Raw genomic sequence first — 1233 nt, 5'->3', positions numbered from 1 at the left:
AGGTGGGTCCGGTTCTGCCCGGACTCCACGGCGGTCAGGTCTTCGGCGGACAGGGCGCCGAACGCGCGGGGCCGCAGCCGGGCACGGGCCACGATCTTCCGGTCCTGGATGCCCATGCGGCCCTTGGACGCGCCGTTGAACAGGGACCGGGCGAACATGTCGAAGTAGTCGGCCCGCTCGCGGGGGGAGCCGACCGGCGCCATGTCGTCCCACGGGACGAGCAGGTCTCCGAACGTGTGGTGGACGTGCTCGATGTAGGTGGGGGTCGCGAACGCCTTGCCCGCGTTGAAGGGGAGGCGGTTCCAGCGGACCGAGGGGGCCCAGCACTGCGTCACGAACGCCATGTGGGCGGACTTGCCGGACTGGTTCACCGCCCGGTACGTGATGCTCCCCGAGGGCCGGCCCATGGAGGCACGGAACGCGGCCCCGATCTCCACGGCCGCGAACCGGTCCGGGCACATGTCGAACAGGCCCCACAGAGCCTCGAACGCACGTCGTCCGGCCGCGTCGTCCTCGGGCGGGGCCGCCATGGCGAACACCCCGAGGCCGTCTCCGTGGACGCGCACGTCATCGGCTCCCTCGGCAGTCCAGGCGCCGCCGCCGTGGACGTACAGCCATCGGCCGTCCCGGTTGTGCCACCCGAGGCGGCCGTACGCGGGGATGACCGGGTGCGGGGAGGCGAGCCGGATCGAGGTGGCGATGTCGTGCTTGGCCGTCTGGCCGCCGGACGCCATGACCGGCAGTTCCCGCAGCTCCGCGCGCTCGACCCATGCCACCTTGCCGAAGTCCTCGGCCGGGACGTCCGGGAGGTTCACCTCCCCTTCGTCGGGGCGGGACACGCGCAGGTCGTAATGGGTGATGACCGGCCGGAGCCGGTCGGCAACCTCGGTGGCCGCGATCGGGTACGGCTCCCCGGTGTCGTCGGCGTAGGCGGCGGTGATCTCGGTCCGGGCGTTCAGGATCTCTTTGCGCGAGACCCGTACGACCGGCTCGCCGGACGGGGTCTCGCCCTGCGAGCGGGTGACCCGGTAGTGGCCGTGTTCGTCTGCCTCGTAGCGGTCGGAGATTCGCTCGGTGGTGATCTCTTCGCGGACCCCGCCGGAGCCGTTGACCACCCGCAGAGGCTTGCGGGGGGCCGGGGTGCGGGCCGGCCGCTCGGTCGTCTGCTCGGTCACCGGTCCGCCCCCGCCTGCGACAGGAGGCGGTCCGCGTAGGACCGGGCGCGGGTGAGGG

At 72.6% G+C, this 1233-nt stretch carries 1 protein-coding gene; it reads right to left on the bottom strand.

The window, feature by feature from the left end:
• Positions 1-1175, bottom strand: a 1175-nt coding sequence (locus ACFVFS_RS40815) for a hypothetical protein (RefSeq protein WP_380630185.1), incomplete at its 3' end; no start/stop codon positions are given.
• Between the last annotated feature and the right edge of the window lie 58 nt (positions 1176-1233).

Origin of the sequence: Kitasatospora sp. NPDC057692, assembly GCF_042799475.1 — a bacterium.
In the GTDB taxonomy this organism is placed as follows: domain Bacteria; phylum Actinomycetota; class Actinomycetes; order Streptomycetales; family Streptomycetaceae; genus Kitasatospora.
This window is presented reverse-complemented; position numbering and strand designations above follow the sequence as displayed.